The organism is Pseudomonas fluorescens (assembly GCF_902498195.1).
In the GTDB taxonomy this organism is placed as follows: domain Bacteria; phylum Pseudomonadota; class Gammaproteobacteria; order Pseudomonadales; family Pseudomonadaceae; genus Aquipseudomonas; species Aquipseudomonas fluorescens_BU.
The window spans coordinates 99,439-126,337 of sequence record NZ_CABVIY010000008.1 but is presented as its reverse complement, the minus strand read 5'-3'; the positions used below and the strand labels follow the sequence as shown (position 1 = coordinate 126,337).

The window sequence follows — 26,899 nt, the reverse complement described above, 5'->3', positions numbered from 1 at the left end:
TTGGCGCCGAAGGTCTATGTAAAAGTGGTCAATTCTAGCGCTTTAACATCGCGCGTATATCTGCCAATGCGTTATTGCCGCGCACGGCTTTGACTTCGGTCGGGGTGTCGTCGTTGCCTTCCCAGGCCAGGTCGTCCGGTGGCAGCTCATCGAGGAAGCGGCTGGGCGCGCAGTCGATGATCTCGCCGTATTGCTTGCGCTTGGCGGCGAAGGTAAAGGCCAGGGTCTGGCGTGCGCGGGTGATGCCCACGTAGGCCAGGCGTCGCTCCTCTTCGATGGTGTCGGCTTCGATGCTGGAGCGGTGCGGGAGGATTTCCTCTTCCATGCCCATGATGAACACGTAGGGGAATTCCAGACCCTTGGAGGCGTGCAAGGTCATCATCTGCACGCCTTCGGCGCCGTCTTCCTCTTCCTGCTGGCGCTCCAGCATGTCGCGCAGCACCAGTTTGCCGATGGCGTCCTCGACGGTCATTTCGCCGTCTTCGTCTTTTTCCAGGGTGTTCTTCAGCGCCTCAATCAGGAACCAGACGTTGCCCATGCGGTAATCGGCGGCCTTGTCGCTGGAGCTGTTGGTGCGCAGCCAGTTCTCGTAATCGATGTCCATGACCATGCTGCGCAGTGCCGAGATCGGGTCTTCGCCGGCGCATTGCTCGCGGACCCTGTCCATGAAGCGCTTGAAGCGCGACAGGCGATCGGTGAAGCGGCTGTCGAGGTGCTCGCCCAGGCCGATTTCGTCGGTGGCGGCGTACATCGAGATTTTGCGCTCGGTGGCGTAGTTGCCCAGCTTCTCCAGCGTGGTCGAGCCGATTTCCCGGCGGGGGACGTTGATCACCCGCAGGAAGGCGTTGTCATCGTCCGGGTTCACGATCAGGCGGAAGTAGGCCATCAGGTCCTTCACTTCCTGGCGCCCGAAGAAGCTGTTACCGCCGGACAAACGATACGGCACCTGGTGGTGCTGCAATTTCAGCTCGATCAGCTTGGCCTGGTAGTTGCCGCGATAGAGGATCGCGAAATCGCTGTAGGGCCGGTCGGTGCGCAGGTGCAGGCTGAGGATTTCCATGGCCACGCGCTCGGCCTCGGCGTCTTCGTTGCGGCAACGGATCACGCGGATCTCGTCGCCGTGGCCCATTTCACTCCACAGCTGCTTTTCGAACTCGTGCGGGTTGTTCGAGATCAGCACGTTGGCGCAGCGCAGGATGCGGCTGGTGGAGCGATAGTTCTGCTCCAGCATCACCACTTTCAGGGACGGATAGTCGTCCTTGAGCAGCATCAGGTTTTCCGGGCGTGCGCCACGCCAGGCGTAGATCGACTGGTCGTCGTCGCCCACGACTGTGAACTGGTTGCGCTGGCCGATGAGCATTTTCACCAGCAGGTACTGGCTGGCGTTGGTGTCCTGGTATTCATCGACCAGCAGGTAACGCACCTTGTTCTGCCACTTTTCCAGGATGTCGGCGTGTTCTTCGAACAGCTTCACCGGCAACAGGATCAGGTCGTCGAAGTCCACCGCGTTGAACGCCTTGAGCGTGCGTTGATAGTGGGTGTAGACGATGGCGGCGGTCTGTTCCTTGGGGTTGCGGGCGTTTTCCAGGGCCTGGGCCGGCAGGATCAGGTCGTTTTTCCAGGCGCCGATCATGTTCTTGATCTCGTCGACGCCGTCGTCGCCCGAGTATTCCTTCTGCATGATGTCGGTCATCAGGGCCTTGACGTCCGTCTCGTCAAAGATCGAAAACCCCGGTTTGTAGCCCAGCCGCACGTGCTCCTTGCGGATGATGTTCAGGCCCAGGTTGTGGAAGGTGCACACCGTCAGGCCGCGGCCTTCGCCGGCGCGCAGCAGGGTCCCGACCCGTTCCTTCATCTCGCGCGCGGCCTTGTTGGTGAAGGTCATGGCGACGATGTACTGGGCGCGGATGCCGCAGTTCTGGATCAGGTGGGCAATCTTGCGCGTGATCACGCTGGTCTTGCCGGAGCCAGCACCGGCGAGCACCAAAAGAGGGCCGCCGACGTAGCTCACGGCTTCTTGCTGCCGGGGATTGAGTCGGGACATAGGTAAATTCAGGAGTCAGTCACGAAATGGGCCGGCATTTTAACAGGCTCGCAGAATTGTGCTGCTCTCTCCGACTTGTGACGTACAACGCGATCTCTAATTGCCGGTTTTGTTACTTTCACGCAGGATGCGCAACGAATTAGCGGCTAATGTTCGTAATTCCGGATACAAAGGCCTCGTTTGATAACTGATGTCATTGGTCATTGGATATCAGCACGGCATAATGCCCGTCGCCTACATCTTTGCAGAGTCTAGGGAGCTAGCTTGTCTACGCCTGTCGAACCCTTGCGTTTGCTGCTACTGGCCGAAGAGCCAGCGTGGGCAGCGTTGTTGCGCGAGTGTCTGGCTCCGATGGGGAGCTCGGCCGTGCTCATCAGCGCTCCGAGTTGGGAGTCGGTCAGCAGTCTGTTCGATGACAGCCGCAGCGCGGTGTTGTTGACGATCCCGGCCCTTCAGCCGGCGCCTGGCCGTTGCTGTCTGCCAACGGTGTTGCTGCTCGAACATGAACCGCTGGCGCCGCCCGACGGCGTGAGCGACTGGCTGGTGCGCGACCATCTCGATCCCGGGATGCTGCGCCGTTGCCTGCGCCACGTGCGTGAACGAGGTGTGCTGGAAACCACGCTGCAGCGCCTGGCCGAGCAGGATCCGCTGACCGGCATTGCCAATCGCCAGGGGTTCCAGACCTTGCTGACAGCGCGCCTGGCCGAAAATGACGGTCGCGGCCTGGCGCTGGGCCACCTCGATCTCGACAACTTCCGCCACGCCAACGATGCGCTCGGCCACCAGGCCGGTGACCGCCTGATCCTGCAAGTGGTCGCGCGGCTCAAAAGCCAGCTTGAGGCCGGCGATCAACTGGCGCGCTTGGGCAGCGATGAATTCGCCCTGTTGATCGACACCCGCCGCGCACCGCAGCGCGCCGAATGGATGGCCGAGCGCATCACCGAAGCCTTGGCCGAGCCCTATTGGGTCGATGGCGAAAGCCTGCTGATCGGCTCCAGCCTGGGCATCGCCCACGCCCGCGCCCAGGCCGGTGCAGACCCGTTGATGTGGCATGCGCACATTGCCATGCAACAGGCCAAGAGCACCCAGGGCTGCACCTTTCACATCTTCAACGAACGCATCAACCGGAATGCCCGCAGCATCGCCGATCTCGAGACCGAGCTGCGCCGGGCGTTGCGCCGTGATGAACTGGAACTGCATTACCAGCCCCGTCTGAATCTTGAGGACGGGCAAATTGTCGGCCTCGAAGCCCTGGTGCGCTGGCGCCATGCCGAGCGTGGCCTGCTGCCGCCCAGCGAATTCGTGCCGCTGGCCGAGCAAAGCGGCCTGATCGTGCCGCTTGGCTACTGGGTCATTTCCCGGGCCCTGCGCGACATGCAGGCATTGCGCGAACGCGGTTTGCCGCCGCTGCACATGGCGATCAACCTGTCGTTCCGCCAGTTCCAGGACAGCCAGCTGCTGTCGACCCTGAGCCGGTTGATTGCCGAGCGCGGCGTCGAGGCGCAATGGCTGGAGTTCGAATTGACGGAAACCGCGGTCATGCGCCGCAGCGACCTGGTCAAGCAGACCATGGATGCCCTCGGGCGCCTGGGCGTGCGCTTCTCCCTCGACGACTTCGGCACCGGCTTCTCATCGTTCGTGCACCTCAACAGCCTGCCGATCACCTTGCTGAAGATCGACAAGAGCTTTGTCGGCGGCATGGAGCAACGGGAAGAAAACCGCAAACTGGTCCACGCGATGATCAACCTGGCGCACAACCTCAACCTCGAAGTGGTGGCCGAAGGGGTGGAGACGCCGGAGCAACTGGAGCTGTTGCGCGGGTTTGAGTGCGATCAGGTGCAGGGGTATCTGATCAGCAAGCCGTTGGCGTTGGCGGATCTGGTGGAGTACCTGACGTTCGACAGCAGCCAACAAGCGCCGCTGGAAGTCGTGGTTTAACGCGGACCCATTGTGGGAGCGGGCTTGCTCGCGAAAGCGGTGTGTCAGTCGACATCAATGTTGACTGCTGCACCGCATTCGCGAGCAAGCCCGCTTCCACAGGATCTCATTCTATTTGGACGTTACCGAACGCCTGAGCTGTCGCCGGCTCGCGCCGAATCATCCGCTTCATCTTCCATTCAAACGCCCACGTCAAACTCACCGCCGAACACGCCAGACCCAGCGCCAGACCCCACCAGACGCCCGTTGGCCCCCAGTGCAAATGGAACGCCATCCACCACGCGGCCGGCGCGCCAATCAGCCAATAGCAAGTCAGGCCGACCAGGAAGGTGGTCTTGGCATCCTTGAGCCCACGGATACAGCCCATGGCGATGGTCTGCGTGCCGTCGAACAGCTCGAACCACGCCGCCACCGCCAGCAGGCTCACCGCCAGGTTGATGACCTCGCGGAACGCCGGGTCGTTGTGGTCCAGGAACAGGCCGATCAACTGATTCGGCAGCAGCCAGAACACCATCGCAAAGGCCAGCATCGACGCCGCACCGAAGGCGATGCCGACCCGTCCGGCCAGTCGGGCATCCAGCAGTTGCCCGGCGCCATAGTGCTGGCCGATGCGCATGGTGATCGCATAGGAAATCCCCGCCGGGACCATGAACGCCACCGAGACGATTTGCAGGGCAATCTGGTGAGCCGCCAATTGCGTACTGCCCATGGTGCCCATGCACAGCGCCGCGAACGCAAACAGCCCGACCTCCACCGCGTAGGTGCCGCCAATCGGCAGGCCCAGGCGCCACAACTCCTTCAGGTACTGACGGTTGAGCCGCGACAGGCCCCGGCGCAGTGGATAGGCGTCGTAAGCCGGGTGCCGGCGGATGTGCCAGGCCAGCGCCAATGCCATCAGGTTGGCCACCACCGCCGTGACCAGGCCGATGCCCGCCAGGCCCATCTTCGGCAGACCGAACATGCCGGTGATCAGCGCGTAATTGAGCAGGAAGTTGGCCACTGTGCCGCCCAGGCTGATGACCATCACCGGCGTGGCGCGGCCGATGGCACTGGTGAAGCCACGCAAGGCCATGAACGTCAGGTAGCCGGGCAGGGCGAAGGGCAGGAACAACAGGAACTGCCCGGCGGCCTGAACGTTGCTTTCGGTCTGGCCGAACAGCAACAGGGCCGGCTTGAGGTTCCACAACAGCAACCCGCCGGCCAGCGCCATCAGCCACGCCAGCCAGACTCCCGCCTGAGTCAGCTGGGTGGCGCCGAGGATATCGCCCGCCCCGCGCCGGATCGCCACCAGGGTGCCGACCGCGGCAATCACGCCGATACAAAAAATCGACACGAACGAATAGCTCGCTGCACCCAGTGAGCCACCGGCCAGCGCTTCGGGACTCAGGCGCGCCATCATCAGGGTGTCGGTGAGGACCATCAGCATGTGCGCCAGCTGCGAGGCAATCAACGGCCCCGCCAGCCGCAAAATGGCCCAGAGTTCAATACGTGCTGGATGCTGCATGGTCATCACGCTCTGTAGGAAAAGTCGACAGGAAGCCGTCGATTTTCGGCGCTATGCAGGGTTTGCACAAAGGGATAAAAAGGATGGGTAGCATGATTTAAACTCATGCTGCCGGGTTTCTGTTAGGGTGACCAACTCCCGCTACAGGAGCTTTTCCCATGTCACGTCGTCTGCCTCCCTTGTATGCTCTGCGCGCATTCGAAGCGGCGGCGCGGCACAGTTCCTTTACCCGTGCCGCCGAAGAATTGTCGATCACCCAAAGTGCGGTCAGCCGGCATATTCGTACCCTCGAAGAGCATTTTGCCTGCCGCTTGTTTCACCGCAGTGGCCGCAACCTGCAGTTGACCGAATCAGCCCGCTTGCTGTTGCCGGGCATTCGCGAGGGCTTCACCGCCCTGGAGCGCGCCTGCAATACCTTGCGCGCCGAAGACGACATCCTGCGCATGAAAGCCCCTTCAACGCTGACCATGCGCTGGTTGCTGGCGCGCCTGAGCCGGTTCCGTCATTTGCAGCCGGGCAACGAGGTGCAATTGACCAGCGCCTGGATGGACGTCGATTCGGTGGACTTCAACGATGAGCCGTTCGATTGCGCGGTGTTGCTGAGCAACGGGCATTTCCCGCCGGACTGGGAGGCGAGCTACCTGTTCCCCGAGGAGTTGATTCCGGTGGGTGCACCCAACCTCCTCAACGATCAGCCCTGGGATCTGGCGCGGCTGACCCACACCGAACTGCTGCACCCGACGCCGGATCGGCGCGACTGGCGCAACTGGCTGGAACGCATGGGCCTGGCTGAACAGGTGTCGCTCAAGGGCGGGCAGGTGTTCGACACGCTGGAGCTGGGGATGATCGCCGCCGCGCGGGGCTATGGCGTGTCCATGGGCGATTTGCTGATGGTGGCCGAAGATGTGGCCCAGGGACGGCTGAGCCTGCCGTGGCCGACGGCCGTCGCCAGCGGTGAGAAATATTACCTGGTCTGGCCGAAAACCCGCCCCGGCGGTGAGCGCATGCGGCGGCTCAGCGACTTCCTGCAAAGTGAAGTCCGGGCCATGGAATTGCCGGATGTGGTGCACCTGAGCTGAATCGATGAAGCTTCTGCAATGGCGGCCTTGAGCTATACCCCGGTTATTTACTCAAGTATTCCCGGGAGCCGCCGAAAATCTGCACGTGGGACCTTCGTGCAGGTTCGACGCTACCCCCCTAATTATTAGAAATTTTGCTGAGTGTGCGTCGCGATCAGGATGATCCGGTCACTCGGCCAGGAGCCGTCATGTCTCAACCCCGTGCCCGGATCGCCTCACAGCTTGGTCTTGCGCTTGCCGTGATTCTGGCGATTGTCATCACCGGCAGTACCTTGTTTGCCTTGCGCTCGCTGGACACCGCCAACCTCGCCACTCGTGAAGAGCACCTGGCCAGCGAGGCGCGGTTGCTGGCCGATCAGTTGAGCACTTTCCACGGCACCTTGCGTGAAAGCACCCAACGCCTGGCCGGACTGTTCGAGAAGCGCTTCGGCGCGGGCCTGAGCGTGCACCCGGATGAGCCGGTGACCGTGGCGGGTACGCAGACCCCGGGCCTGCACCTGGGCAGCGAAGTGCTGAACAACAACTTCAAGGAAGTGGACGAGTTCAAGCAAATGACCGCAGGCGTTGCGACGGTGTTCGTACGCAGCGGCGAGGAGTTCATTCGGGTCAGCACCAATGTCAGCAAGCAGGACGGCAGCCGTGCCATCGGCACACTGCTTGACCACGCGAACCCGGCTTACGCCCGTTTGTTGGCGGGGCAGAGCTACGTGGGGCGCGCCTTGCTGTTCGAACGCTTCTACATGTCGCAGTACACGCCCGTGCGCGACAGCAGCGGTAAGGTCATTGCCGTTTTGTATGTAGGCTTCGATTACACCGACGCGCAGAAAGCGCAGTTCGAAAACCTCACGCGCTTCCGCATCGGCCAGACCGGTTCCCTGGCGCTTTTGGACGAGCAGAACAAATGGCTGGTGCCGATTGCCGGGGTGCAAGCGCTGGATCAAGCGGTCCCGGCCGTTGTCAGCCTGGCGAAAACGCCGGGCAAGGGTGATTTCTGGAGCGACACGTCCGAAGATTTCTACAGCGTGGCCGTGCCGTTCGAAGGCGGGCCGTGGTCGGTGGTGGCGAGCATGCCGAAAGCGGAAATCAGCGCCGTGACCTGGAGTGTCGGTATCCAGTTGGCCATCGGCAGTTTGCTGGCGATGTTGTTGGCGGTGGGTTCGGCGGTCTGGCTGTTGCGCAGCAAGCTGGCGCCGCTGGGTGACCTGGTGCGCCAGGCCGAAGCCTTGGGTGCTGGCGATTTAAGCGTGCGCCTGAGCGTGTCGAGCAACGACGAGATTGGCCAGTTGGCCCGGGCTTTCAACCAGATGAGCCAGGCGTTGTCGACCATGGTCGAGCACATCCGCACGGCCTCGCTGGAGGTCAACAGCCGCGCCCAGGCACTGTCCGGTTTGTCCGGTGGCGCCTATGAAGGGATGGAGCAGCAGTCGGGTGAAATCACCAGCATGGCCGGGGCCGTCGAAGAATTCAGCGCCACCTCGTTGAACATTGCTGACAACATGGGCAATACCCAGCGCCTGGCCCAGGAAAACGCCCAGCAGACACAGATCGGTCGCACGTCCATGGACGAAGCGTCTTCGTCGCTGGAGCAGATCGCCGGTGCGTTGAACAGTACGGCGACGGTGATCAATACGTTGGGTCAACGTTCCCAGGAAATCGGCGGTATCGTCGGTGTGATTACCTCGATCGCCGATCAGACCAACCTGCTGGCGCTCAACGCCGCGATCGAAGCGGCCCGTGCCGGTGAACAGGGCCGTGGTTTTGCGGTGGTGGCCGATGAAGTGCGCAACCTGGCCTCCCGCACCCGCGAAGCCACCGACGAAATTTCCGGCATGATCCAGAGCATTCAGCAAGAGACCGGCAACGCCATCAGCACCATGGAGCAGGGCAACGTGCTGATGCAGGAAGGTCTGTCGCGCAATGCCAACGTCGCTGCGGCGCTGGCTCGGATCGATGAGCAGAGCCGTTCGGCGGGTCAGCAGTTTGCCGCGATCACCACCGCCACCCAGGAGCAGAGCAGCACCGCGACGTTACTGAGCAGCAACTTGCAAAGCATTGCCCTGGCAAACAGTGAGCAGCGGGAGGTGGTGTCGAACCTGGCTGTGACGGCCAAGGAGCTGGAGAAGCTGGCGGCGGATTTGCGGTCCGAGGTTGACCGGTTTCGTTGAGGTGTCCGTGAAATAGCATTCGCGAGCAAGCCCGCTCCCACATTAGATCGGCGGTGAACATTGCAGATCTAATGTGGGAGCGGGCTTGCTCGCGAAGGGAGCGACCCGGTTCCGACACTTATCCAGCCTTCACTGTGTCGCCGGCCGATACTGCAACGCCTCTGCCAAATGCGCTCGATTGATACCCTCAACCTTCTCCAGATCAGCCAGCGTGCGCGCCACCTTGAGCAATCGATGAGCTGACCTGAGCGACAACGTCAGTCGCTCACAGGCTGTTTCCAGCCAGGTCTCATCCACTGTGGATAGCGTGCAGTGGCGCCGCAGCCCAGGCAAATCCAGAAACGCATTCGCGCATCCCTGACGGCCGTGCTGTCGTTCGCGGGCTTCGGCAACCTGCACCGCCGCCGATGCCGTGTTCTCTCCGGGTTTCGGCGTCGGATTCAGCGCCGTGGCTTCGCGGGCGACGGTCAGGTGCAAGTCGATACGATCGAGCAGCGGCCCCGACAGCTTGTTGCGATAGCGCTGCACCATGTCCGGCGTACACGAACATTTACCGCTGGGCTCGCCAAGATATCCACAGGGGCAAGGATTCATGGCCGCGACCAACTGGAAGCGCGCCGGGAACCGCACGCGATCCTTGGCCCGCGAGATCACGATGTGTCCAGACTCCAGCGGCTCGCGCAGCACCTCCAAGACCTTGCGATCAAACTCCGGGAGTTCGTCCAGGAAGAGGACGCCATGGTGGGCGAGGGTGATTTCACCGGGCTGCGGTTTCGAGCCTCCACCCACCAGCGCAGGCCCGGACGCCGAGTGATGCGGCTGGCGAAAAGGCCGTTGCGGCCAATGGCTCAGCGGCACGCAACTGGCGACCGATTGAATGGCGGCCACCTCCAGCGCCTCACTTTCGGCCAGTGGCGGCAACAGGCCTGGCAGGCGGCTCGCCAACAGCGTTTTCCCCGTCCCCGGCGGCCCGCTGAACAACAGATTGTGAGCGCCGGCCGCGGCAATCAGCAGTGCACGCTTGGCCGAGAGTTGTCCCTGCACCTCATTCAGGTCGGGATAGGGTTTGCTGGCGTACAGCAGGCCATTGGATAGATAAGGCTCGATCGGCGTATGCCCATTGAAATGCGCCACCGCCTCCAGCAAATGATCCACCGCAATCACCTTCAACCCCGACGCCAGGCACGCTTCCTCGGCATTCGCCCGCGGCACCATCAGCCAGCGCCCCGCCTTGCGCGCCGCCAGCGCAGCCGGCAACACCCCGCGAACGGCCCGGACCGCACCTGACAGCGCCAACTCCCCAAGGCATTCCACGTCATCGAGCGTCAACGTCGGCACCTGCACACTGGCCGAGAGAATCCCCAAGGCAATCGCCAGATCGAACCGCCCGCCATCCTTCGGCAAATCCGCCGGCGCCAGATTTAACGTGATCCGCCGCGCCGGAAATTGCAGCCCGGAATTGATGATCGCGCTACGCACCCGGTCCTTGCTCTCCTTCACCGCCGCTTCAGGCAGGCCGACCATGGTCAGCGACGGCAAGCCATTGGCGAGGTGGACTTCAACGGTGACAGCGGGCGCATCCACGCCAATCTGGGCGCGGCTGTGGACGATGGAGAGGGACATGGTCGTTCCTTGAGATGACGGAGGCCGCTTCCTGCGGTTTGAGAAGGGTAGTCGGGGGAGGGGATTCTGGCGGGATGGCTGAAAGGGCAAACCTTCACAGGATGTTGCGGGGATGGAGAAGTACCGATTGTAGGAGCGAGCTCGCTCGCGAAAAATTCACAGGCGCCATTGGCCATCTGGATCTTCGCAGTATCGTTCACGACCTTCGCGAGTAATCGAGCGTCGACCGGCTGCCCCTACAGGTATTGCCGTGTTACTCGGTTGGCGGATTGAGCTTCGCTTCCATCTCCGCCACCTTCGTCTCGAGCGCCTCCAGCCGTGCCCGGGTGCGCGCCAACACAACCATCTGACTATCAAACTCTTCACGGCTCACCAGGTCCAGTTTGCTGAAGGCGCTTTGCAGCAGCATCTTGAACTGGCTTTCGATTTCGGCTTTCGGCAGGGGCGTATCGCCGCTGAAGAGACGGGAGGCGGTGCCGCTCAGGGCGTCGAGGAAGTCTTTTGGCGCGAGCATGGGGGAATGTCCTGGTAACGATGGCGGGCAGTGTATCACGCAGTGTCTATAGTCAATTTCGCGGGCAAGGGATGCACGCTTTTCGCGCATGCGGATGGACGGCATCGCACCGTTGTTGTGCGTAACGTGTCGGGTGTTGTGGCGAAGTGGCGGCCATCAACTGACAAAGGCTTGAATTCAATGAGTTTTGTGGAGATGGCAAGCTTTCTGCTTAGACCCTCATGACCCATGCACTGATGCAGTCACCGTGACGAATGCAGTGCGCCGAGCGAAACGCGGGGAGTGTTTCGCAAGGAGCGGTTAGCTGGCGTCGGACGGGCAGGTAAGGCCGACGATGCGTTACAAAGCCAGGCACTGCGCTTAGACTTGAGACGGGTTTGTTTTCCTGGGGCAAGTCCACCAATTCGGGAGAGAGTTTTCATGAAGCTAGTCACTGCCATCATCAAGCCGTTCAAGTTGGACGACGTGCGCGAGTCGTTGTCCGAGATCGGCGTGCAGGGCATTACCGTCACTGAAGTCAAAGGCTTCGGTCGGCAGAAGGGTCACACCGAGCTGTACCGCGGCGCGGAATACGTGGTCGATTTCCTGCCAAAGGTGAAGATTGATGTCGCCATTGACGACAAGGATCTCGACCGGGTTATCGAGGCGATAACCAAGGCCGCCAACACCGGCAAGATCGGTGACGGCAAGATCTTCGTGGTCAATCTGGAACAGGCGATTCGCATCCGTACCGGCGAAACCGATACCGACGCAATCTAAGCCGCCACAAACCCAACGCCCCAGGAGAAAACAATATGACTCTGCGTAAATTCGCAGGGCTAGGAGCCCTGTTGTCCCTCGTAATGCCCGGCCTGGCTTTGGCGGCAGACGAAGTGGCGGCCCCAGTCCTCAACTCCGGCGATACCGCCTGGATGTTGACCTCGACAGCCCTCGTGCTGTTCATGACCATTCCCGGCCTCGCGCTGTTCTACGGCGGCATGGTTCGGTCGAAAAATATTCTTTCCGTGATGATGCAGTGCTTCGCCATTACCGGTCTGATCAGCGTCCTGTGGGTCATTTATGGCTACAGCATCGCGTTCGACACCACCGGCATGGAGCAGGGCGTCGTCAACTTCAACTCCTTCTTCGGCGGCATGGGCAAGGCATTCCTCGCCGGTGTCACGCCATCCAGCCTGACTGGCCCGGCGGCGCTGTTTCCTGAAGCGGTGTTCATCACCTTCCAGATGACGTTCGCCATCATTACTCCGGCGCTGATCGTCGGTGCCTTCGCCGAGCGCATGAAGTTCTCCGCGATGCTGATCTTCATGGGCATCTGGTTCACCCTGGTTTATGCACCGATTGCGCACATGGTCTGGTCCGGCAACGGCGGCCTGATGTGGGACTGGGGCGTGCTGGACTTTGCTGGCGGCACCGTGGTGCACATCAACGCCGGTGTAGCTGGCCTGATTGCCTGCCTGGTACTGGGCAAGCGCAAAGGTTTCCCGACCACCCCGATGGCGCCGCATAACCTCGGCTACACCCTGATGGGCGCCGCGATGCTGTGGGTCGGCTGGTTCGGCTTCAATGCCGGCTCCGCCGCCGCCGCCAACGGCACTGCCGGCATGGCGATGCTGGTGACCCAGATCGCGACCGCCGCTGCCGCACTGGGCTGGATGTTCGCCGAGTGGGTCACCCACGGCAAGCCAAGCGCACTGGGCATTGCTTCGGGTGTGGTGGCCGGCCTGGTCGCCATTACCCCGGCCGCTGGCACGGTGGGCCCGATGGGCGCGCTGGTGATTGGTCTGGCTGCTGGCGTGGTGTGCTTCTTCTGCGCGACCACCCTGAAACGCAAACTCGGCTATGACGACTCCCTGGACGCCTTCGGCGTGCACGGCATCGGCGGCATCCTCGGCGCGATCCTGACCGGCGTCTTCGCCGCGCCGTCCCTGGGTGGCTTCGGCACCGTGACCGATATCGCCGCACAAGTCTGGATTCAGTGCAAAGGCGTCGGCTTCACGGTGATCTACACCGCGATCGTCACCTTCATCATCCTCAAGGTCCTGGATGCGGTCATGGGCCTGCGCATCACTGAGGAAGAAGAATCGGTGGGTATCGATCTGGCACTTCACAACGAACGCGGCTACAACTTGTAAGCACGCGCATGTAAAAACTTGCCCGGCTTGCCGGGCATTTTTTTGCCCGCGATTTATGATTGAAAGTGCAGCTGAAAGGTTTTTTCTGACAGCTTTATCAACGTTTACGACGCCTGTTTTTGTGCCGCCGCGGACTTACAGGATGGAAGGTTTATTAGGGCCTTTGTTTTTTCCCAGAGCGCGCTAGAATGCGCCCCGAACGTGCGGAGAACTGTATGTGGCAGCAGACTCTGATAACCCTTCGGGCGAGGCCCAGGGGCTTTCATCTGGTAACGGACGAGTTACTCGCCGGCTTGCCTGAACTCAAGGCGTGTCGGGTCGGTCTGCTGCATTTGTGGCTACAGCATACCTCGGCGTCGTTGAGCATCAACGAGAACGCCGATCCGGCGGTACGTCGCGACTTCGAACGATTTTTCAATCGTCTGATCCCACAAGGAACAGACGGCTATGAGCATAACGACGAAGGCCTGGACGACCTCCCGGCGCACTTCAAGGCCAGCGTGCTTGGCTGTCAGCTCAGTCTGCCGATCTCGGCAGGTCGACTGGCGTTAGGGACCTGGCAAGGCGTTTACCTGGGCGAGCACCGTGATTTTGGCGGTGCCCGTAAAGTCCTCGCCACCGTGCACGGTGAAGAGGCATGAACCGCTGGTCACCAGTGGTTATTGAATTTTTCCGGCAGCCTTCGACAGAGGGCAAAGCTGGGCTATAACTAATCTGCTTTTCGAAAGTCATGAGGTAGAACATGAGCGACGATGATCTGGAAAACGACGACCTCGAAGTAGGCGACGACGACGAAACCGAAGAAGGTCTGGAAGCAGCGGCCGAAGACGTCGCTGAAGACGACGGCGGCGATGCACCCGCCCCGACCGCCAAAGGCAAGGCCAAGGCTGCGGTATCGGTCGATGAGCTGCCGAGTGTCGAAGCCAAGAACAAGGAACGTGATGCCCTGGCCAAGGCCATGGAAGAGTTCCTGGCGCGTGGTGGCAAGGTGCAGGAAGTGGAGGCCAATGTGGTCGCCGATCCGCCAAAGAAGCCTGACAACAAGTACGGCAGCCGGCCTATCTGAGCCTGCTTCGCGCTTGCTGAAAAAGCCCGCCGTCGCTGCGGGCTTTTTCATGCCAGAAACAAAGATCGCAGCCTTCGGCAGCTCCTACATTTGGCTGTGTACACCCTGTAGGAGCTGCCGAAGGCTGCGATCTTTTCAGGGGCACCTCAAATTTTGGATGCATTCCAGAGGGCCAACAACGCCGGCAACTCGGTCAGGCTGCGAATCTCGGCATCGGGCAGGCGCTCGGCCTCCCAGACTTTGCCCGCCGGGTTGAACCAGATCGCCCGCAGCCCCGCCTGCTGGGCGCCAGCGATGTCGTCGCCCGGATGATCGCCGATGTGCACCGCGGTCTCGGCGGTTGCGCCACCACGCTGCAAAGCCTCATGGAACAGACGCGCATCGGGTTTGGCGATGCCGATGTCTTCGGCGCACAACGCAAACTTGAAGTAATCCGCCAGCCCCAGCCGCCGCACATCGGCGTTGCCGTTGGTGACCACGCCAAGGGCGTAGTGGTTGGCCAGTACTCGCAGAGTCGGTTGCACCTCCGGGAAGACTTCCAGCTGATGGCGGGCGTGCAGGAACACTTCGAAACTCTGGTCGGCCAGGTCCGATGCTTCTGCATGGGTATAACCGGCTTCTTCCAGGGCATGGAACAACACGCGCCGGCGCAGGGCGCTGATGCGGTGCTTGAGACCCGGTTCGCCGCTCAGGATGCGCTCGCGAATGGCCCACAAGTGTTCCACCGGAACGGCACCCAGGTTGGGCGCATGTTCGGTCAGCCATTCGCGCAGTACCGCTTCGGCACTGACAATCACCGGGGCGGTGTCCCACAAGGTGTCGTCGAGGTCGAAGGTGATCAATTGGATAGTCATGAATCATCGCCCTTAATGCGTTTGGCCCGTGGATGGGCGCTGTCGTAGACGGTGGCCAGGTGCTGGAAGTCCAGATGGGTGTAGATCTGCGTGGTCTTGATGTCCGAATGGCCGAGCAGCTCTTGCACCGCGCGCAGGTCCTGGGAGGACTCCAGCAAATGGCTGGCGAAGGAGTGCCGCAGCATGTGCGGGTGCAGGTTTTGCCCCAGTTCGCGCTCGCCAGCGGCCTTGACCCGAAGCTGGATCGACCGTGGCCCCAGACGCCGGCCCTGTTGGCTGACAAAGACCGCGTCGTCCGCCGGGTTGGTCATGGCGCGCAAGGGCAGCCACAGCTCCAGCGCCTCGCGAGCCTTCTTGCCCACCGGCAGCAGACGCGTCTTGCTGCCTTTACCGAGCACCTGAACCATGCCATCGGCCAGATCAAGCTGATCGAGATTCAGCCCGGTCAGCTCGGACAGGCGCAACCCGGAGGAATAGAAGAGTTCGAGAATCGCCTGATCCCGGCGTGCAAGAAAATCGTCTTCGACCCCGCCCTCAAGCAGTTGCAGCGCGCGGTCGGTGTCGAGGGTTTTCGGCAGGCGGCGTTCGCCTTTGGGCGGCGCCAGGCCATTGGCCGGGTCGTGGTCGCAGAGGCCTTCGCGGTTCAGATAGTGATAGAGCCCGCGCACCGCCGAGAGCAATCGCGCCAGACTGCGGGAGGATTGGCCCTGTGAGTGCAGGCGGGCGATCAGGCTGCGCAGGCGCTGGATGTCCAGCGCAGCCCAACTGCCGATGTTCTGTTTGACGCACCAGCCCAGCACTTTGTCCAGGTCGCGACGGTAGGCCGACAGCGTGTGCGGCGACACCTGCCGCTCACTGCGCAGGTGTTCGCAGTAAGCGTCCAGTTGCCGTTCCATGATCAGCGTACCGAGCGCAGGGAGCTGTTGATCCGTGGCAGCACGCGGCCCATGACTTCGGCGATGTAGCTCAGGAACAGCGTGCCCACCGAGCTTTTGTAGTGCTGCGGATCACGGCTGGCGATGGCCAGGATGCCGTGGATGCCCTCGTGGCTGATGGCAACGACGGCGGTGGAGCCGATCTGCTTGCGCTGTTCTTCGCCGAACAGGAAGTCCAGTTCATGCTCGCGCAGGGTGCCGCTGACACTTTTTTCTTCCTGCAGCAAACCGCCAATGGCCACTTGGGCCTCGGCGTGGGTGACCCAGCGGCCGACCGGCATAGGGTTGTCGCCGAGCAGGATGAGACTGACGAAGGGCACCTGGAAATCCTGGCGCAGGCTGTCTTCAACGCACATCACCACGTCTTCCAGGGTGCCTGCGTCCATCAGCGCGAGAATCAGGCGACGGGTCTTGTCGAAGAGGCGGTCGTTGTCGCGGGCCACGTCCATCAAGTGCGAGAGGCGGTGCCGCAATTCGATATTGCGGTCGCGCAGGATGGTCATCTGCCGCTCGACCAGGGACACGGTGTCGCCGCGCCGATGGGGGATGCGCAAGGCAGGGAGCAGTTCTTCGTGCTCGACGAAAAAGTCCGGATGAGCCTCCAGGTACGCGGCAACCGCCGCCGCCTCCAGGCTTTCGGACGCAGATTCGTCGGGCTGTCGGGCGGGTACCTGTGGCTTATCGGTCATGGCTTGGGCTCACTCAAAGACGCACTTGTCCTTCATATACGCGCACTGCCGGACCCGTCATCAAGACCGGTTGGCCCGGGCCTGCCCATTCAATGGACAGACGCCCGCCAGGCAGGTCGATCAATAGCGGCGAATCCATCCACCCCTGGCTGATCGCGGCCACTGCGGCGGCACAGGCGCCGGTACCGCAGGCCTGGGTTTCCCCGGCGCCGCGCTCCCAGACGCGCAACTGCGCGCGGTTACGGTCGATGACCTGGAGAAAACCGACGTTGACCCGCGCCGGGAAGCGCGGGTGATGTTCGATTTTCGGTCCCAGCTCATGCACCGGTGCATTGTTGATATCGCTGACCCGCAGTACCGCATGGGGATTGCCCATGGAGACCGCCGCCAATTCCACCGGCGTGCCGTCGACGTCGACCTGATAGCTCAGCGCCTGCTCGGGCGCCTGGAACGGAATGTCGGCCGGCACCAGGCGCGGAGCGCCCATGTTCACGCCGATCTGCCCGTCGCTGCGCACATCCAGTTCGATGATGCCGCTTTTGGTTTCGACGCGGATCAGCCGCTTTGCGGTCAGGCGCTTGTCGAGCACGAAGCGGGCGAAACAGCGCGCACCGTTGCCGCACTGTTCCACCTCCGAGCCGTCGGAATTGAAGATCCGGTAGCGGAAATCCACGTCCGGGTTGCTCGGCGCCTCGACGATCAGCAACTGGTCGAAACCGATGCCGGTGTGCCGGTCGCCCCACAGCTTGGCGTGCTTGGGCAGAATATGCGCGTGCTGGCTGACCAGGTCGAGGACCATGAAGTCATTGCCCAGGCCGTGCATTTTGGTAAAACGCAGCAGCATGGTTTTACTCCGGCAGCAGGCTTTCGCCAGCGAACAACTCGGCTACCGTCTCACGGCGACGCACTTCAAATGCCTGATCACCGTCCACCAACACTTCAGCGGCACGGCCACGGGTGTTGTAGTTGGAACTCATGACAAACCCATAGGCGCCGGCCGAATGCACGGCCAGCAGGTCGCCTTCTTCCAGGGCCAGCTCACGTTCCTTGGCCAGGAAGTCGCCGGTCTCGCAGATCGGGCCGACGATGTCGTAGGCGCGCGCGGCGGTGTTGCGCGGGCGCACGGCGGTGACGTCCATCCAGGCTTGATACAGCGCCGGGCGGATCAGGTCGTTCATGGCGGCATCGACGATGGCGAAGTCTTTGTGTTCGGTGTGCTTGAGGTACTCGACCTGGGTCAGCAACACGCCGGCGTTGGCGACGATGAAGCGGCCTGGTTCGAACACCAGTGCCAGGTCGCGACCGTCGAGACGCTCGCGCACGGCCTTGATGTAGTCGGCAGCCAATGGCGGCTCTTCATCGCGATAACGCACGCCCAGGCCCCCACCGAGATCGATGTGGCGCAGGTAGATGCCGCAGTCGCCGAGGCGGTCGACCAGGCCCAGCAGGCGGTCGAGGGCGTCGATGAACGGTGGCAGGGTGGTTAGTTGCGAACCGATATGGCAGTCGACGCCGACCACTTCCAGGTTCGGCAGCTGTGCCGCGCGCACGTACACATCTTCGGCGTCGGCGATGGCGATGCCGAACTTGTTCTCTTTGAGACCGGTGGAAATGTACGGGTGTGTGCCGGCATCGACGTCCGGGTTCACACGCAGCGAGATCGGCGCGCGAACGCCCAGCTCGGCGGCCACCACTTGCAGGCGCTCCAGCTCGTCGGTGGATTCGACGTTGAAGCAATGCACGCCGACTTCCAGGGCGCGACGCATGTCGTCACGGGTCTTGCCGACGCCGGAGAACACGATCTTGTCGGCGCTGCCGCCAGCGGCCAGGACGCGTTCCAGCTCGCCACGGGAGACGATGTCGAAACCGGCACCCAGGCGGGCCAGGACATTCAGCACGCCCAGGTTGGCGTTGGCCTTGACCGCGAAGCAGACCAGGTGCGGTGTGCCGGCCAGCGCATCGGCGTAAGCCAGGTATTGGGCTTCGATGTGGGCACGGGAATAAACGTAGGTGGGTGTGCCAAAGCGTTCGGCGATGGCAGACAGGGCAACACCTTCCGCGAACAGTTCACCGTCACGGTAGTTAAAAGCGTCCATGATGTTCCCTTATTGGTAGACGTCGTGCTTGTGCGCCTTGGAGGCAGGCTGCTTTTGCGAGGACTGGGCCTGCTCGGCAGGGTCCTGGTCGGGATCGGGCAGGTACAGCGGGCCTTTTTGACCACAGGCCGACACCAGGCAGGCAACCGCGACGATCGCAGCAAGGGAAGAGATCAGGCGCTTCATGGCGAAATCCTTGAAAATGCATTAATTGCGCCGGAGTATACCGGCCACCCGGCAGCTTGCCTATGTGATGGGGCTCCCGTCCGGCGGGCCTTCGCGCGATGCGGCAGCCTTGCGCAATTCACTGTGGGAGCGGGCTTGCTCGCGAATGCGGTGGCTCAGTCGGTATTGATGCTGCCTGACACGCCGCCTTCGCGAGCGAGCCCGCTCCCACAGGTACTGTGTTTGGAGTACCGATATCGGCGCTTGGTCGTTATCCTTTGCAATCACCGAGGCTCGCCCGTATCTTGCGGCGCTTGAACCTGATCAGACACTTTTTGAGGTTGCCGTAATGAGTTTGTCCGAAGCCCGTTTCCACGATCTGGTCGATGCCACCCAGCAAACCCTGGAAGACATCTTTGACGACAGCGACCTGGATATCGATCTGGAGAGCTCGGCCGGTGTGCTGACCGTCAAGTTCGAAAACGGCACTCAATTGATCTTCAGTCGCCAGGAGCCATTGCGGCAGCTGTGGCTGGCCGCCGTGTCCGGTGGTTTCCACTTCGATTACGACGAAGAAAGCGAGCGCTGGATGTGCGACAAGAGCGAAGAGCAGCTGGGCGAAATGCTTGAGCGCATCGTCCAGCAGCAGGCCGGCGTCGAACTCGATTTCGAAGGCCTGTAACGCCGTGACCCAGACTGCGCCTGTCCGCCCGCCCAAGCCGCTCTACAGCAATGTCAGCCCGGCGGTGCCCTCACCGTGCAGCGGTGTCTGCCGGCTGGATGAACAGAAAGTCTGCCTCGGTTGTTTCCGGCATGTCGAAGACATCCGCGAATGGCGCTCGGCCGATGATGAGCGCCGGCGAGTGATTTGCGCGCAGGCCTCAAATCGCAAGGACAACGCAAATCCACTGTAGGAGCTGCCGCAGGCTGCGATCTTTTGATTTGTAAGAACAAGATCAAAAGATCGCAGCCTGCGGCAGCTCCTACGCCGCTTGGCGGCGGCTTGTATATTTTTTGAGCTGTGATAGTGTCCGGATACGCCTCAACCCATCGAGGCTTGTGAAAACCCCGCCTTTTTCTGGCGGGGTTTTGCTTTTTTCGTGCAGAAGAAAGGAGTCTGCCCTGATCATGACCGCACCTTCCATCACCCTTACCCGTCTGGACGTTCAGCGTCTGGAGCGTCTGATCGACAGCCTGGACGAAACGCTGCCGGGCGTTATCGCGCTGCAAACCGAGCTGGACCGCGCCGATACGCTGGTCGGTCACGATGAAGTGCCCGCCGATGTCGTGACTATGAATTCGCGCGTTCACTGCCGAGAAGAGAGCAGTGGCAAGGACTATCACCTGACGCTGGTTTATCCGAAGGACGCCAATGCCGACGAAGGCAGGATTTCCGTCCTGGCGCCGGTGGGCAGTGCATTGCTTGGCCTGAAGGTGGGTCAGCACATCGACTGGCCGGCACCCGGCGGCAAGACCTTGAAACTGACGCTTCTTGAAGTCGAATCGCAGCCAGCCCACGGCGGCGACTTCCCCGAGTGACGACCGCTCAGACCTGCTCGAGCGCCTCGTTCAATGCGCGCTCCAGGTCGGCCTTGTAGCGCAGATACAAATTGCTTGAGCCCTGACCATCACCGAGCAGGCCAGAAAGGTCCAGGTCGGTGATGTAGCAGCGGTAGCGTTGGGTCTCGCGGCGTTGTTCGACGATTTCCCGGGCGACCACACTGAACAGTTGGTCGCCATGCTCCAGCTCAGAAAACTCCCGCTGATTGCAATACAGCGTCACCTGCACCTTGCCTGGTGCGGCCTTGCCGACGATCGCCTGTACGTCGTAGAAGGGTTTGTTACCCAGGGTTTGCGGCGCCGGGCGGGTGTCGACCCGGCGTGCCCGGCCCGTCCCGGAAGGCAGGAGCTGGTAATACAGGATGTCCAGGCTCCGCGGCTGAGCCACATCCATTGGCAGCAAGGCATCGCGCCGATACTGGATCGATTGCAGGAAGCGTTGCAGCGGCATCAGCAGGCTTTGCTCGTCATGCCACGGCAAATGCTGCCGCCACAAGGCGTTGAACTCGTCGAGTACGTACAGATCGGCCTGGTCTTCGTTGATCCGGTAGAACACTTGAATGCACTCCGGCTGGCCCATGGGCAACAGCAGCGCGAGGTCGTGGTCTTCCAGCGCCATCGGATCCAGGTGCAGCGGGCTGTAGCTCGCCCGCTCCTCGCTGAGGTAGTCGACCAGCGCCGGCAAGGTCGCCAGGGCGACATGCTTGACCTGGCCGGGCACCAGTTCCAGCACGTGGTAGTACTGCTGGACCTGAATCAGGTAGCGGTGATTGAGTTTGCTCAGCAGCAGGTTTTGCGCCGTGTCGAGGATGTCTTCGACACGCTGGGCGATGAACTGCGCACGGTTGTGGCAGAAGCAACGCACGCGCAACCGGGGTTGCCGCGGACCATCCGGCAGGTTGCCGAGGTAATCGCGCAGGCAGTCGAGCAGGGCATGGGGGCCGTCGAAGCGATTGACCAGCACTTCGTTCCAGCTGTTGAGCGTGACCTGGTCCAGGGTCAGTACCAGGTTTTCCCTGACACCGGCGTAACTCAGGGAGTCGGTGCGCTCGGTGGTCATCAGGATGTTCAGGTCACGGTGGTGCTTGAGCGGATCCACGCCGATGTTGACCAGGATCAGCACTTCGCTGGGCACACTGGGCCGCAAGAGGGGTTCTTCGGCGACGGTTGGCAGAGGCAGGGCAATACTCTGTTGCAGGCTGCCGAGCAGGTTGAACAGTTCGAATTCGCTCAGGTCGCTGCTGCCTGGGTGCAGGGCCAGGCGGGTGCTGCTGTCGATCACGCCGTTGCGGTGGCACCAGGTAAGCAATTCAAGTAATTGGCGGCTGCGTTTGATGGGCGCGAAATGCTCCCACTCAAGGGCGGTCAGGCTGCCGTTGTAAAGGCCCCACTGTGACGGCCCCGCTTCTTGCTTGTTCGCCGCGTGCACCAGCGTCAGGGTGTCTTCGGCCAGGTCCGGGGCGATGCCCGGGTTAATGAACTCGACCTTGTCCGCCTTGCGCTCGAAGGCGGCGTACAGGCGTCGGCCCAATATGCTGAGGTCGCGTTTGTTGATCAGGCTGACGGTTTGTTCGTGGCGGGCAAACTGGGTCAGGAAGCGATAGCTGTAATTCAGCTCGTTGACCAGGGCCCGGCGTTCGGAGCTGACCTGGCGGACTTTCCACTGGCTGCGGCTGTCGAGCAGGGCCAGTTGGCGATGATCCCAGTGCCATTCGTGGGCCAGGCGCTCAAGCAGCGAGCGCTGCCAGCTTTGGCTGCGGCTGTGGCCGGTGAGTTTGCGATTGACCTTCAGGTACAGCGCGCGCCGTACCAGTTCCAGGCGTTCCGGTTCGTTGCGGGCAATCAGGTATTCCTCGATGCGCCGGTAAACCACGATGTAGGGGTCCAGCTCATCGAGGTCGAGCCGGTTGGCGAACACCGCTTGCTTGAAGCGCAGGCTCAGGCACTGGACCTTGGGATGTTCGCTGGCATACACCTCGGTCAACAACAGCTTGAGCACCGATTTGTAAGGTGACTCGATGCCTTTGAATAACTGCCAGAGCCCGGCGCCGATAAACTCCCCGGGCGGAATGAATGCCAGATGCCCCAGGTCGAGCGCTTCGTCGGCGCGGATGAAGCGCTTGGAAATCAGCGTGTGGGTGTAGCGGTCGTAATTGGCTTCTTCATAGACCGGCACCAGCCACCAGATGGGCGTGCGCCCGGCCAGCCAGATTGCGGTGCGGTAGAACTCGTCCAGCAACAGATAGTGCTGGGTCGTGCCGCAATTTTCGGAACTGAGCTGATTGTCGCGCTCCCCCAGAACGAAGCGCGCGGTGTCGATCAGGAAGAAGTGGGCTTCCGCGCCCTGGCTGGCGGCCCAGGATTCCAGCAAATGGCACTTCTTGCGTAGTTCGGTGAGCTCCTGCTCACTCAAGTCGCCTGCGTGACACACCCACACGTCCATATCGCTCTGGTCGGCCTGGGCCAGGGTGCCGAGGCTGCCCATCAGGAACAGGCCATGGATCGGGCGTGGCGGGTTGCTGCCGTGGCGTGGCTTGTAGGAAAACGAGCGGGTCAGGCGCTGGGCTTCGGCGAGGACGTTGGCGTCCGGCTCGAAGTTCGACACCCCGGCCGGCGTGCTGCCCGATACGTAACCCGGCAACAGCGGGTGATTGACGTGGAAAAACAGCGGCAGGAGGTTGAGCACCCCTTGCTGGCGGGTCGACAAACCCTCCATGGCGCGCGCCATGCGGCCTTCGTTGAGCTTCAGAAAACGTGCGCGCAGCTGGCTGAGAACCTTGCGATCGATTCCCTCGTCCAGATCGGGGCGAATTTCGTGGGTGCGGGTCATGTCAGCTCTAACCGGCTCGCAGGCTCGGACACAGGGACTCTCAGGTGAGGGAAGTTTAGCGTCTCGTACCTGGGATACTTAAGCTGATTTTGTTTTTCTGGCGTCAGATTTAGATCACATGGCGACGCCAGGCCGCAGAGAGTGCCCGCGGAAATCCCGTGCCGGGGTTTCCGTGGGCGATGCGCTGGAATTCAGGCTGTTTCTTCGGCTTTCAGAATAGTGAGCACGGTTTGTACATTTTGCGCGGCATCACGACCCAGGCTGGTCAGATAACCACCATCAGGCTGGTCAATCAGTTCTTTTTCGTACAGGCGTTGGGCGGCGGCAATGGCTTTCGGGGCAGCGGTCTGATGAATTTTCAGGCCTTCCTGGGAACTGTCCAGGTTGAAGAGTGCGAGGATTTCCAGTTCGGCAACCAGCTCAGGGGTAAGCGACATAAGGACTCCAGACTTTCTAGGAATTGGACGACAGCGCCCCTAAGGTGAACCCGCTGGTGCGGCATGTCCAGTGCTCGCGACAGCCTTTTTTCGCCGGGCGATGCATTCCCCGGATTCCGGGTGGTTTTCTGTAGGGGCGAGCTCTGCTCGCGATGGTCGTGAACGATTGCGCGTAAAAACAGAGGCCGGTGGTGATCTCTGGTTTTTCGCGAGCATGCTCGCTCCTACATGGGGTGGGGGTGTGGCTTATTTCTTTTCTGGTGGCAGTTCGGGCAGTGCACGCAAGGCGGCTTCGTACCATTCGGTGTTGAACGCGCGGTCTTCTTCGAGGATCGCGTCGATTTCTACCGCGAGAACGTGGGCCATCAGGTTGAGGATTTCCTCCCGCTCGTAGCCTACCAAGGTCAGCTTGTTGAAGGTCGCCTTGGCCGCTGGCGGGTTGTCGCTTTCGATCTGGTTCTCGATGGCTTCGATCAGCGTGTTCTCGGCGAATTCTTCGTCATCGAGATCATCTTGGTTGGTGCCGGGGGTTGGCTCGCTCATGGCAGGCTCCTCTAGGAAAGACGGCCAGTTTACCTGCATTCAAGGCCGTGATGCTGCTGGCGAGAATACCGATGGCGTTCTATAACAGGGCACTGCCAACCCCTGCACGGCCTGGAGGCTATGTGATGCTCAAGCTTTATGGATTTTCCGTCAGCAACTACTACAACATGGTCAAGCTGGCGCTGCTGGAAAAGGGACTGCCGTTTGAGGAAGTACCGTTTTACGCCGGCCAGAGCGCCGAAGCGTTGGCCATCAGCCCGCGCGGCAAGGTGCCGGTCTTGGGTGTCGAGCAGGGTTTCATCAATGAAACCAGTGTGATTCTCGAATACATCGAGCAAAGCCAGAAGGGCACGCCGCTGCTGCCGGGCGATCCTTTTGAGCGGGCACAGGTGCTGGCCCTGGCCAAGGAAATCGAGTTGTACATCGAACTGCCGGCCCGTGCCTGTTATCCCGAAGCGTTTTTCGGCATGACGCTACCGGATGCGATCAAGGAAAAGACCAAGGCCGAGTTGCTGCTGGGTTTTGCCTCGTTGGCACGGCACGGCAAATTCAGCCCTTACGTGGCCGGCGACAGTCTGAGCGTGGCGGATCTGTACTTCCTGTACAGCGTGCCGTTGGCCTGTGGGGTGGCGAAAAAGCTGTTTGATATCGACCTGTTGGCTGAAATGCCGGCGGCCAAGGCGTTGCTGGCGCGACTGGAGCAGAATCCGAACGTTCAGCGGGTCGCGGCGGACAAGGAAGCGGCGATGCCGGCGTTCATGGCCATGGTCGCGTCCAAGAAGTAGGTTTTGTAGCGATCTTGGGAGTGCTTTCGCGAACAAGCCCGCTCCCACATGGTTTGATGTGTGAACACCATCCAATGTGGGAGCAGGCTTGCTCGCGAAGCTTTTGGCGATTTAGCGGCTGGCGAGCAGGGCCTGGCCGCGGGCTACAGCAGCCTTCACCTGCGCTGGCGCCGTCCCGCCAATGTGGTCACGGGCGTTGACCGAACCTTCCAGGGTCAATACGGCAAACACGTCCTGATCGATCTGGTCGCTGAACTTGCGCAGTTCTTCCAGGCTCATTTCCGCCAGGTCCTTGCCGCTTTCCACACCGTATTTCACGGCATGGCCAACGATCTCGTGGCAATCACGGAACGGCAGGCCACGGCGCACCAGGTAGTCGGCCAGGTCGGTGGCGGTGGAGAAACCGCGCAGGGCCGCTTCGCGCATCATGGCGTGCTTGGGCTTGATCGCCGGGATCATGTCGGCAAAGGCGCGCAGCGAATCGCGCAGGGTATCGGCGGCGTCGAACAGCGGCTCCTTGTCTTCCTGGTTGTCCTTGTTGTAGGCCAGGGGCTGGCCTTTCATCAGGGTCAGCAGGCCCATCAACGCGCCGAATACACGACCGGATTTGCCACGCACCAGCTCCGGCACGTCCGGGTTTTTCTTTTGCGGCATGATCGAGCTGCCGGTGCAGAAACGGTCCGGCAGATCGATGAACTGGAATTGCGCGCTGGTCCACAACACCAGCTCCTCGGAGAACCGCGACAGGTGCATCATCGCAATGCTCGCGGCGGAGCAGAATTCGATGGCGAAGTCGCGATCGGACACGTTGTCCAGCGAGTTGCCGCCGACCGCGTCGAAGCCCAGCAGCCGGGCGGTGTATTCGCGGTCGATCGGGTAGGTGGTGCCGGCCAGCGCGGCGCTGCCCAGTGGCATGCGGTTGGTGCGCTTGCGGCAGTCGACGAGGCGCTCGTAGTCGCGGCTGAGCATTTCGAACCAGGCCAGCATGTGGTGCCCGAAGGTCACCGGCTGCGCGGTTTGCAGGTGGGTGAAGCCCGGCATGATGCTGCCCGCTTCGCGCTCGGCCTGTTCCAGCAAGCCTTTTTGCAGGCGGGTGATTTCGCCCAGGATCAGGTCGATTTCGTCGCGCAGCCACAGGCGGATGTCGGTGGCGACCTGGTCGTTACGGCTGCGGCCGGTGTGCAGCTTTTTACCGGTCACGCCGATCCGGTCGGTCAGGCGCGCCTCGATGTTCATGTGCACGTCTTCGAGGTCGACGCGCCAGTCGAACTGGCCAGCTTCGATTTCACCCTGGATGGTCTTCAGGCCATCGATGATGCTGTCGCGCTCGGCATCGGTCAGCACACCGACCTTGGCCAGCATGGTGGCGTGGGCGATCGAACCCATGATGTCGTGGCGATACAGGCGCTGGTCGAAGGTGACGGAGGCGGTGAAGCGGGCGACGAAGGCGTCGACGGGTTCACTGAAGCGGCCGCCCCAGGACTGATTGGTCTTGTCAGTGCTCATGAATTCGCTCGTATCGGCTGAAAAAAGATGGCGTTGAAACTGCGGCGGATAATAACAGGGTTGCCAACCCTGTCGCTGACACTGGTCGACTGGTTTTTCCGGGCGCGGGCGCAGGCCCGGCGCAAGTCCGGGCGTATTTGCACAACGATATTTTCCAATTGAGCAATATCGTCCCGGCAACCGTCTACAGTTGGACAGAAGGATCGGCGCACTTCTCGGTGCGCAAGCGGACTATAAGAAGAGGGGTGTCCATATTGCGTATCAGCAAACCCTGTGGCGATGTGTCGCCAAAGCGGGCCTGGGCCGCCAATTACCCGGCGTATGAAAATTTAGCCGTCGGACGAGCGGCACTTTTTGACGCTCGCGCTAGTCTTAGCGTGGATCGCGGTGACGGACGTCACTTCACCTGTCTACGCTATCCTTGTGCGAGACTC

Annotated in this window: 25 protein-coding genes; 11 read left to right on the top strand and 14 right to left on the bottom strand. The window is 61.6% G+C overall.

What is annotated here, in order from left to right; translation table 11 throughout:
• Nucleotides 1-34: 34 nt before the first annotated feature.
• Nucleotides 35-2,044, bottom strand: coding sequence for a DNA helicase Rep (rep, locus tag F8N66_RS26640; RefSeq protein WP_150772985.1), 2,010 nt, complete (start codon nt 2,042-2,044; stop codon nt 35-37).
• A 264-nt stretch (nt 2,045-2,308) separates the two neighbouring features.
• Between rep and F8N66_RS26635 the strand changes: the two genes are divergently transcribed.
• On the top strand, nt 2,309-3,982 hold the full coding sequence (locus F8N66_RS26635; protein ID WP_150772984.1) for a putative bifunctional diguanylate cyclase/phosphodiesterase: 1,674 nt from the start codon (nt 2,309-2,311) through the stop codon (nt 3,980-3,982).
• Nucleotides 3,983-4,088: 106 nt separating this feature from the next.
• Here F8N66_RS26635 and F8N66_RS26625 read toward each other — a convergent pair whose 3' ends face one another.
• A complete protein-coding gene (locus F8N66_RS26625) occupies nt 4,089-5,486 on the bottom strand; it encodes a NorM family multidrug efflux MATE transporter (RefSeq protein WP_150772983.1) in 1,398 nt (465 codons plus the stop codon).
• 158 nt (nt 5,487-5,644) lie between these two features.
• On the opposite strand from F8N66_RS26625, the gene F8N66_RS26620 reads away from it, so the two are divergent.
• Nucleotides 5,645-6,565 (top strand): LysR substrate-binding domain-containing protein, encoded by a 921-nt coding sequence (locus tag F8N66_RS26620; RefSeq protein WP_150772982.1) that lies wholly within the window; start codon nt 5,645-5,647, stop codon nt 6,563-6,565.
• A gap of 188 nt (nt 6,566-6,753) precedes the next feature.
• Nucleotides 6,754-8,730 (top strand): methyl-accepting chemotaxis protein, encoded by a 1,977-nt coding sequence (locus tag F8N66_RS26610; protein WP_150772981.1) that lies wholly within the window; start codon nt 6,754-6,756, stop codon nt 8,728-8,730.
• A gap of 129 nt (nt 8,731-8,859) precedes the next feature.
• Here F8N66_RS26610 and F8N66_RS26605 read toward each other — a convergent pair whose 3' ends face one another.
• Entirely contained in the window at nt 8,860-10,353 is a 1,494-nt protein-coding gene (locus tag F8N66_RS26605; protein ID WP_150772980.1) for a YifB family Mg chelatase-like AAA ATPase, read from the bottom strand.
• Nucleotides 10,354-10,606: 253 nt separating this feature from the next.
• Entirely contained in the window at nt 10,607-10,867 is a 261-nt protein-coding gene (locus tag F8N66_RS26595; RefSeq protein WP_150772978.1) for an accessory factor UbiK family protein, read from the bottom strand.
• 420 nt (nt 10,868-11,287) lie between these two features.
• Here F8N66_RS26595 and glnK point away from each other — a divergent pair, with 420 nt between their 5' ends.
• The 4 genes from glnK (at nt 11,288) to sutA (ending at nt 14,065) form a co-directional block, all read left to right on the top strand.
• Complete coding sequence (gene glnK / locus F8N66_RS26590) at nt 11,288-11,626, top strand: P-II family nitrogen regulator (protein ID WP_002555808.1); 339 nt, start codon at nt 11,288-11,290, stop codon at nt 11,624-11,626.
• 35 nt (nt 11,627-11,661) lie between these two features.
• Nucleotides 11,662-12,999 (top strand): ammonium transporter, encoded by a 1,338-nt coding sequence (locus F8N66_RS26585; protein ID WP_150772977.1) that lies wholly within the window; start codon nt 11,662-11,664, stop codon nt 12,997-12,999.
• Nucleotides 13,000-13,214: 215 nt separating this feature from the next.
• Nucleotides 13,215-13,640, top strand: a complete 426-nt coding sequence (locus F8N66_RS26580) for a secondary thiamine-phosphate synthase enzyme YjbQ (RefSeq protein WP_150772976.1) — start codon at nt 13,215-13,217, stop codon at nt 13,638-13,640.
• Nucleotides 13,641-13,741: 101 nt separating this feature from the next.
• A complete protein-coding gene (sutA, locus tag F8N66_RS26575; protein WP_150772975.1) occupies nt 13,742-14,065 on the top strand; it encodes a transcriptional regulator SutA in 324 nt (107 codons plus the stop codon).
• Between the two features lie 146 nt (nt 14,066-14,211).
• Here sutA and F8N66_RS26570 read toward each other — a convergent pair whose 3' ends face one another.
• Genes F8N66_RS26570 through lptM form a run of 6 tightly spaced genes read right to left on the bottom strand, consistent with a single transcriptional unit; the run spans nt 14,212 to nt 18,825 of the window.
• Nucleotides 14,212-14,919, bottom strand: a complete 708-nt coding sequence (locus tag F8N66_RS26570; protein ID WP_150772974.1) for an HAD family hydrolase — start codon at nt 14,917-14,919, stop codon at nt 14,212-14,214.
• Nucleotides 14,916-15,815, bottom strand: coding sequence for a tyrosine recombinase XerC (gene xerC, locus F8N66_RS26565; protein WP_150772973.1), 900 nt, complete (start codon nt 15,813-15,815; stop codon nt 14,916-14,918). Before xerC ends, F8N66_RS26570 begins: the two co-directional genes overlap by 4 nt.
• Before the next feature lie 2 nt (nt 15,816-15,817).
• Nucleotides 15,818-16,543: a DUF484 family protein gene (locus F8N66_RS26560; protein WP_150772972.1), complete on the bottom strand. Its 726-nt coding sequence runs from the start codon at nt 16,541-16,543 to the stop codon at nt 15,818-15,820.
• Between the two features lie 13 nt (nt 16,544-16,556).
• Nucleotides 16,557-17,387 (bottom strand): diaminopimelate epimerase, encoded by an 831-nt coding sequence (dapF, locus tag F8N66_RS26555; RefSeq protein WP_150772971.1) that lies wholly within the window; start codon nt 17,385-17,387, stop codon nt 16,557-16,559.
• A gap of 4 nt (nt 17,388-17,391) precedes the next feature.
• The gene (gene lysA, locus F8N66_RS26550) at nt 17,392-18,639 is read right to left on the bottom strand and encodes a diaminopimelate decarboxylase (RefSeq protein WP_150772970.1); all 1,248 of its coding nucleotides are present in this window, start codon (nt 18,637-18,639) and stop codon (nt 17,392-17,394) included.
• Nucleotides 18,640-18,648: 9 nt separating this feature from the next.
• Nucleotides 18,649-18,825 (bottom strand): LPS translocon maturation chaperone LptM, encoded by a 177-nt coding sequence (lptM, locus tag F8N66_RS26545; protein ID WP_150772969.1) that lies wholly within the window; start codon nt 18,823-18,825, stop codon nt 18,649-18,651.
• A 328-nt stretch (nt 18,826-19,153) separates the two neighbouring features.
• Here lptM and cyaY point away from each other — a divergent pair, with 328 nt between their 5' ends.
• From cyaY to rnk, 3 genes are all read left to right on the top strand, one after another.
• Nucleotides 19,154-19,486 carry an iron donor protein CyaY gene (gene cyaY / locus F8N66_RS26535; protein ID WP_150772968.1) on the top strand — a complete coding sequence of 111 codons (333 nt, stop codon included), beginning with the start codon at nt 19,154-19,156 and terminating at the stop codon, nt 19,484-19,486.
• 4 nt (nt 19,487-19,490) lie between these two features.
• Nucleotides 19,491-19,718 (top strand): DUF1289 domain-containing protein, encoded by a 228-nt coding sequence (locus F8N66_RS26530; RefSeq protein ID WP_150772967.1) that lies wholly within the window; start codon nt 19,491-19,493, stop codon nt 19,716-19,718.
• Nucleotides 19,719-19,932: 214 nt separating this feature from the next.
• A complete protein-coding gene (gene rnk, locus F8N66_RS26525; RefSeq protein WP_150772966.1) occupies nt 19,933-20,343 on the top strand; it encodes a nucleoside diphosphate kinase regulator in 411 nt (136 codons plus the stop codon).
• Nucleotides 20,344-20,350: 7 nt separating this feature from the next.
• Here the strand turns inward: rnk and F8N66_RS26520 are convergent, their stop codons facing one another.
• From F8N66_RS26520 to F8N66_RS26510, 3 genes are all read right to left on the bottom strand, one after another.
• The gene (locus F8N66_RS26520; RefSeq protein WP_150772965.1) at nt 20,351-23,194 is read right to left on the bottom strand and encodes a class I adenylate cyclase; all 2,844 of its coding nucleotides are present in this window, start codon (nt 23,192-23,194) and stop codon (nt 20,351-20,353) included.
• 191 nt (nt 23,195-23,385) lie between these two features.
• Nucleotides 23,386-23,631, bottom strand: a complete 246-nt coding sequence (locus F8N66_RS26515; RefSeq protein WP_150772964.1) for a TIGR02647 family protein — start codon at nt 23,629-23,631, stop codon at nt 23,386-23,388.
• A gap of 246 nt (nt 23,632-23,877) precedes the next feature.
• The gene (locus tag F8N66_RS26510) at nt 23,878-24,174 is read right to left on the bottom strand and encodes a hypothetical protein (RefSeq protein WP_150772963.1); all 297 of its coding nucleotides are present in this window, start codon (nt 24,172-24,174) and stop codon (nt 23,878-23,880) included.
• Nucleotides 24,175-24,299: 125 nt separating this feature from the next.
• Between F8N66_RS26510 and F8N66_RS26505 the strand changes: the two genes are divergently transcribed.
• Complete coding sequence (locus tag F8N66_RS26505; protein ID WP_150772962.1) at nt 24,300-24,959, top strand: glutathione S-transferase family protein; 660 nt, start codon at nt 24,300-24,302, stop codon at nt 24,957-24,959.
• A gap of 111 nt (nt 24,960-25,070) precedes the next feature.
• Here the strand turns inward: F8N66_RS26505 and argH are convergent, their stop codons facing one another.
• A complete protein-coding gene (argH, locus tag F8N66_RS26500) occupies nt 25,071-26,465 on the bottom strand; it encodes an argininosuccinate lyase (RefSeq protein WP_150772961.1) in 1,395 nt (464 codons plus the stop codon).
• Nucleotides 26,466-26,899 lie beyond the last annotated feature (434 nt).